The following is a 5318-nucleotide window of genomic DNA, read 5'->3' on the forward strand; positions in this document are numbered from 1 at the left end:
CATCACCGGCCCCCGCACCATGCTGCAGGAGGCGGTTGACCGCATCCTGCCCCTTTTCCCTTACGAGCGCATCTGGGTCATCACCAACCGTTCCTATCTGCCGCTGGTGCGCGAGCAGGTGCCGGCCCTGCCGGAGCATAACCTCATTGGGGAGATCATGGGGCGGGGCACGGCGCCGGCCATCGGGCTGGCCGCCATGTTACTGCGCCGGCAGGACCCCGAGGCCGTGATGGTGGTCCTGACAGCCGATCACCTCATCCGCCGGCGCGAGCAGTTCGTACGCGCCCTTTCCGCCGCCGTGCAAGTCGCTCAAAAGGGCCATCTGGTCACCCTCGGCATTGAACCGCGTTACCCCGAGACGGGATACGGCTATATCGAGCAGGGGGAACTGCTGTATCATGTGGATGGGTTCGGGGCCTATCGGGTGGTGCGCTTCACCGAGAAGCCGGACCGGCTGACCGCCCAGGAATTCATCACCTCCGGCCGCTACGTGTGGAACAGCGGCATGTTCATCTGGCGGGTGGAGGCTATCCTGGCGGAGATGGCGCGCCAGATGCCGGTCCTGTACGCCCAGCTCCAGGAGATCGTGGACGCCTGGGGCACGCCGGCGCAGGAGGAGACGCTCCAGAGGGTCTGGCCGGCCATCCAGGCACAGACCATTGACTTTGGCGTGATGGAGCATGCCCGCGACGTGGTGGTCATCCCGGTGGATATTGGCTGGAGCGATATCGGGAGCTGGGCGGCCCTGCTGGACATCCTGCCGGCGGACGAGCAGGGGAATGTGCTGGCGGGGGACGTGGAGGCGCTGGACACACGCAACAGCTTTATTTACAGCGCCGGCCGGCTCATTGCCGTCATTGGGCTGAACGAGATGATCGTGGTGGATGCCGGCGATGCCCTGCTCATCTGCCCGCGCGATCGGGCGCAGGACGTGAAGCACATCGTGGAACAGTTGAAAGAGCGCGGGCGCCTCGAGTATCTCTGAGGGGAATTACTTCTGGATGAAATCGCGGACGCGCTGGCTGCGGGAGGGGTGGCGTAGCCGGCGCAGGGCCTTGGACTCGATCTGCCGCACCCGCTCCCGAGTGATGCCCAGCTTCTCCCCCACCTCTTTCAGCGTATAACTGCGGCCGTCCACGAAACCGAAGCGCAGGCGGATGATCTCCGCCTCGCGCGGCTTCAGGTGTTCCAGCAGTTTGGCGACCTCCTGCTTCAGCAGTGTCTGTGAAGCTTTCTCCGTGGGGGAAGAGGTGTCATCATCCTGCACGAAATCGCCCAGGGAGTTGTCGCCATCCTCGCCGATGGGAGTTTCCAATGAGACCGTATGGCGGGCGATGCGGCGCAGCCAGCGCACGCGGCTGAGTGCCAAGCCAAGCTCCTGGGCGATTTCCTCGTCGGTGGGCTGGCGGCCAAGCCGGTCATTGAGAAGCTCTTCGGCGTTATGGAGCCGGCGGATCTCCTCGTGGATGTGCACCGGCAGGCGGATAGTGCGGCCCTGGTCGGAAAGGGCACGCGTGATGGCCTGGCGGATCCACCAGGTGGCGTAGGTGCTGAAGCGGGTGCCGCGGCGGTAATCGAACTTGTCAGCGGCCCGCATCAGCCCCAGATTGCCCTCCTGGATGAGGTCGCTGAAGGCAATGCCCCAGCCCCGATAGCGCTTGGCGATCTGTATGACCAGCCGGGTATTGGCGCGGATCAGGTGGTCACGCGCCTTATTGCCCTCGCGCACCTTTTCCGCCAACTGCCGGCGTTCCTCCTCAGTCAGGTGCTCGTCGCTGGCGAGCCGCTCCAGGGCCTCCCGCCCTTCGGCCATGCGGCGCGCTAACTCTTCCTCCTGCTCGGGGGTGAGCAGGGGGGTCCGGCTCATGTCGCGCAGATAGAGCCGGATGGGGTCGGGGCTTTCGTCGCCGGCTTCTTCCAGCTCGGCCTCGTCCTCCTCGACCTCTTCCAGCTCCTCGTCCATATCGAAGGACTCGCCCGAGAGCTCTTTGCCCTCTACGCCCTCCAGGCCAAGCTCTTCGAGCAGGTCTTCTTCCTCCGGGTCCATCGTCACAGGTCCGAATCCTACCTCACCAAGATTACAGGAATCCCTTTAACTGCCGGCTGCGGTGCGGATGGCGGAGCCGGCCTAACGCCTGCGCCTCAATCTGGCGTATGCGCTCCCGCGTGACCCCGAACTTGCGGCCTACCTCCTCTAAAGTATACGTCCGACCGTCCACAAAGCCAAATCGCAGTCGAAGGATGCGCGCCTGCTTGGGTGTCAGGGTATCGAGCAGTTGCTCCAGCTTTTCGCGCAGGAGCTCGCGGTTGGCCACGTCCATGGGCGCCGGCGACTGGGTATCCTCGATGAAATGCCCCAGTTCGCTCTCCTCGTCTTCCCCCACCGGTTTATGGAGGGAGAGGGTGTCGGAGGAGATGCGCAACATCCATTCTACACGATTGACGGGCATTTGCAAGCGCTCTGCCAGTTCCTCCGGAGTAGGCGGCCGGCCCAGCTCCTGCTCCATATCGCGCGCGGCGCGGAAAAGCTTGCGCAGTCGGTCTCCCATGTGCACCGGCAGGCGGATGACCCGTCCCTGGTCCGCCAGGGCGCGGGTGATGGCCTGGCGGATCCACCAGGTGGCGTAGGTGGAGAACTTGAATCCCCGGCGGTAGTCAAATTTGGAAACGGCCCGCATCAGGCCCAGATTGCCCTCCTGGATCAGGTCGGGGAAAGGAACCCCGCGGCCGATGTAGTGCTTGGCCACGCTGATGACCAGGCGGGTGTTGGCGCGGATGAGCTTATCACGCGCTTCCCGGCCCTTCTGGACGAGCTGACGCAGGGCTTCTCGTTCCTCTTCGCTGAGGTTGCCGTTCTGGCCGGCGAGCCGCTGGGCGGCAACGCGCCCCTCGAACACGGCTCGCGCCAGCTCTTTCTCCTCTTCCGGGCTGAGCAGGGGATACTGGCTCATCTCACGGAAGTAGAGCGTGACGGTGTCGCTGAGGGGACCATCGTCCAGATATTCTTCCAGATTCTCGGCGTCCAAGTCTTCCGATTCCTCAGCCCGCCAGTCATCGTCCCACACCGCCCGGAACGAAGCGGCGTGGGGCACGGCATCCTGCTCAGCCGGCTCTCTCGCTTGCTCGTACACCGGAATGCGCCGCGTGTGCAGTTGGGCGAAAAACCCTTCCAGCCTTTCCCTGTCCTCTTCCGGGGTGGGGCAAACCTCTAAAATTTGGTCATATGTGACGTAGCCCCGATGGGAAGCTTGTTCCAGGAGCTCTTCCAGCGCTGTGTTCCCTGCTTGCTCTTCACGCATCGCGCAACCTCACTTTATTGGTCATATGACAAATAATTCCGTTCCGGAGAATCTTGGGGCGAAAGATTCATGACAGTGACACACATTTCGCGTGCCAGACGTAGGAGGCGCGGCAAACACCAAGGAGCGGCGGCTGAGACAGGGGTTTGAAGAGAGCATCTCCAAAATAAGATTACAAATCGTCCCTTTCCCCTTTCCTCAAGTTTTATTCCATTTTATTATACAACAAACACGATAGTTTGTCAATGGAAAAATTTTAAATTTTAGAAAATGTTGTGTTAATTTTCGTCGCACAAATGGTCGCGGAAGGGGTCAAAAACAGGCCCCCATCGTGTCGGGGGCCTGTATCCTACAAAGGGCCTTATTGCGGGGTCGCCCACAGCCAGCGTTCGGTGTCAAGCGGGTACTGCAGGAGTTCGTCTTCGCGGAAGAAGAGGGCTATTTCGCTGGCGGCGGTCTCTGGGCCGTCGGAGCCGTGCACCAGGTTGCGGTCCACTGTGAGGGCCAGGTCGGCGCGAATGGTTCCCGGTGCCGCCTTGGCGGGATCGGTGGCGCCCATCGTAGCGCGCACGACTTCGATAGCGCGAGGGCCTTCCAGCACCATTAATACCACTGGTGCGGAAGTGATGTAGGCGATCAGCCCTTCGAAGAAGGGTTTGCCTTCATGGATGGCGTAATGCCGGCGCGCGATCTCCTCGGATAACTGCACCATCTTCATGGCGATGATTTTCAGTCCTCGTCGTTCCAGCCGGCGGATGATCTCCCCGACCAACCCTCGCTGTACGGCATCTGGCTTGAGAATGACGAGTGTGCGTTCCACGTTGCTCACCTCAGCGTGTGATGATATGGCTTTTATGCCGGCCTGCGGCCCAGGGCGCGCCGGTAGGCATCCAGCGCGTCGGACAGCCGCCCCTGACGCATATACGCATCTCCCAGCACGGTCCAGGCCGGCGCAGAGCCCATCTCCTCCCCCAGCTCCGCGATCAGATGTTCCAGATCGCTGACGATGGATTCGACGAACTGGTCCGCCTCCACCAGGGTGCTGTATTCCTGCAGGGCGGATTCGATCTGGCCGGCGTCGCGCCAAGCGCGCGCCAGCGCCAGCCGCATCTCATGGTCATCCGGACGCACCCGCAGGCGCTCCTGCGCCTGGGCGATGAAGGGCGAGGGGGATGGCAATTCCTCGACCGCCCGTTCCTCTGCCGGGGATACTGGCGCCTCCTCCACCTTTTCCTCGGCCGACGCAGGGACGGCTTCCGCCGGCGTCTCCGCTTCCAGCGCCTGCGGTACGGGCGCGATCTCCTCCTCATGAATCAGCGGCATCCCCTCGGCCGCGGCCATCCAGATCTCCTCCAGCATAGAGGCGGATACGACGGCGCCGGCCTCTTCTTCCGGGGAAGGTGTCTCCTCGACCGCCGGCGTCGGCTCCAGCTCGTGGGCCGGCACGCCCGTCTCCTGCTCCAGCGTCATCTCCTCGCCGGCGGCCAGCTCGCTCTTCAGCGAGGGCATGTCCTGGATGGCGGCCTGGCGCAGTCGCTGTAACCACTCGGGGATTTCCTCAACAGGTGTCTCCTCCTCAGCCGGGATGCCGGCTTCGGACGGCCCCGCCTCTTCCAGGCGGGATTCCAGCCAGGGCGGGACGGCTTCTTCCTCCGGCTCCTCCGCCGGCGCTTGTGCGGCGGTTTCTTTCTGGGCTAGCTCGCGCAGCCAGGGGGGGATTTCCTCTTCTTCGGCGCGCGCCGGCGCGGCTTCCTCGGCCGGCGCGGATATCACTTCCGCACCTTCTTCTTCCTCGGCCATCTCCGCCAGCCAGGGCGGGAGCTCGACCTCGGCGGGAGCCGTTTCCCCGGCGGGGGCGGCCGGCGCGGTGATCTCCCCGGCCATGGCCTCTTCCACCAGGGCACGCAGTTCCTCGGGGAGTTCCGCCGCCAGCTTCAGCAGGTCCTCCGGCGCGGTAGGGGTTTCCGCTTCCTCCATTGGGCCGGCCGGCGGTATTTCCTCCAGGGCCTCCGGCGCGGG

Annotated in this window: 5 protein-coding genes; 1 reads left to right on the forward strand and 4 read right to left on the reverse strand. The window is 63.7% G+C overall.

Annotation, left to right across the window (positions count from 1 at the left end; all coding sequences use genetic code 11):
• The coding region (locus H5T60_11180) for a mannose-1-phosphate guanyltransferase (GenBank protein ID MBC7242994.1) at positions 1-985 on the forward strand (985 nt) is incomplete at its 5' end.
• A gap of 6 nt (positions 986-991) precedes the next feature.
• Here H5T60_11180 and H5T60_11185 read toward each other — a convergent pair.
• The 4 genes from H5T60_11185 to H5T60_11200 form a co-directional block, all read right to left on the reverse strand.
• Positions 992-2053 (reverse strand): sigma-70 family RNA polymerase sigma factor, encoded by a 1062-nt coding sequence (locus H5T60_11185; GenBank protein MBC7242995.1) that lies wholly within the window; start codon positions 2051-2053, stop codon positions 992-994.
• Between the two features lie 25 nt (positions 2054-2078).
• Positions 2079-3299, reverse strand: coding sequence for a sigma-70 family RNA polymerase sigma factor (locus H5T60_11190; GenBank protein ID MBC7242996.1), 1221 nt, complete (start codon positions 3297-3299; stop codon positions 2079-2081).
• Positions 3300-3660: 361 nt separating this feature from the next.
• Positions 3661-4119, reverse strand: coding sequence for a nucleoside-diphosphate kinase (gene ndk, locus H5T60_11195; protein MBC7242997.1), 459 nt, complete (start codon positions 4117-4119; stop codon positions 3661-3663).
• 32 nt (positions 4120-4151) lie between these two features.
• A complete protein-coding gene (locus H5T60_11200) occupies positions 4152-5276 on the reverse strand; it encodes a tetratricopeptide repeat protein (protein ID MBC7242998.1) in 1125 nt (374 codons plus the stop codon).
• Positions 5277-5318 lie beyond the last annotated feature (42 nt).

This window comes from Anaerolineae bacterium (assembly GCA_014360855.1).
GTDB lineage: Bacteria > Chloroflexota > Anaerolineae > JACIWP01 > JACIWP01 > JACIWP01.

Excerpts from the sequence above, each read along its gene's own strand:
- H5T60_11200 (MBC7242998.1), bottom strand. The coding sequence starts at position 5,276 with ATGGAGGAAGCGGAAACCCCTACCGCGCCGGAGGACCTGCTGAAGCTG.
- H5T60_11190 (MBC7242996.1), bottom strand. The coding sequence starts at position 3,299 with ATGCGTGAAGAGCAAGCAGGGAACACAGCGCTGGAAGAGCTCCTGGAA.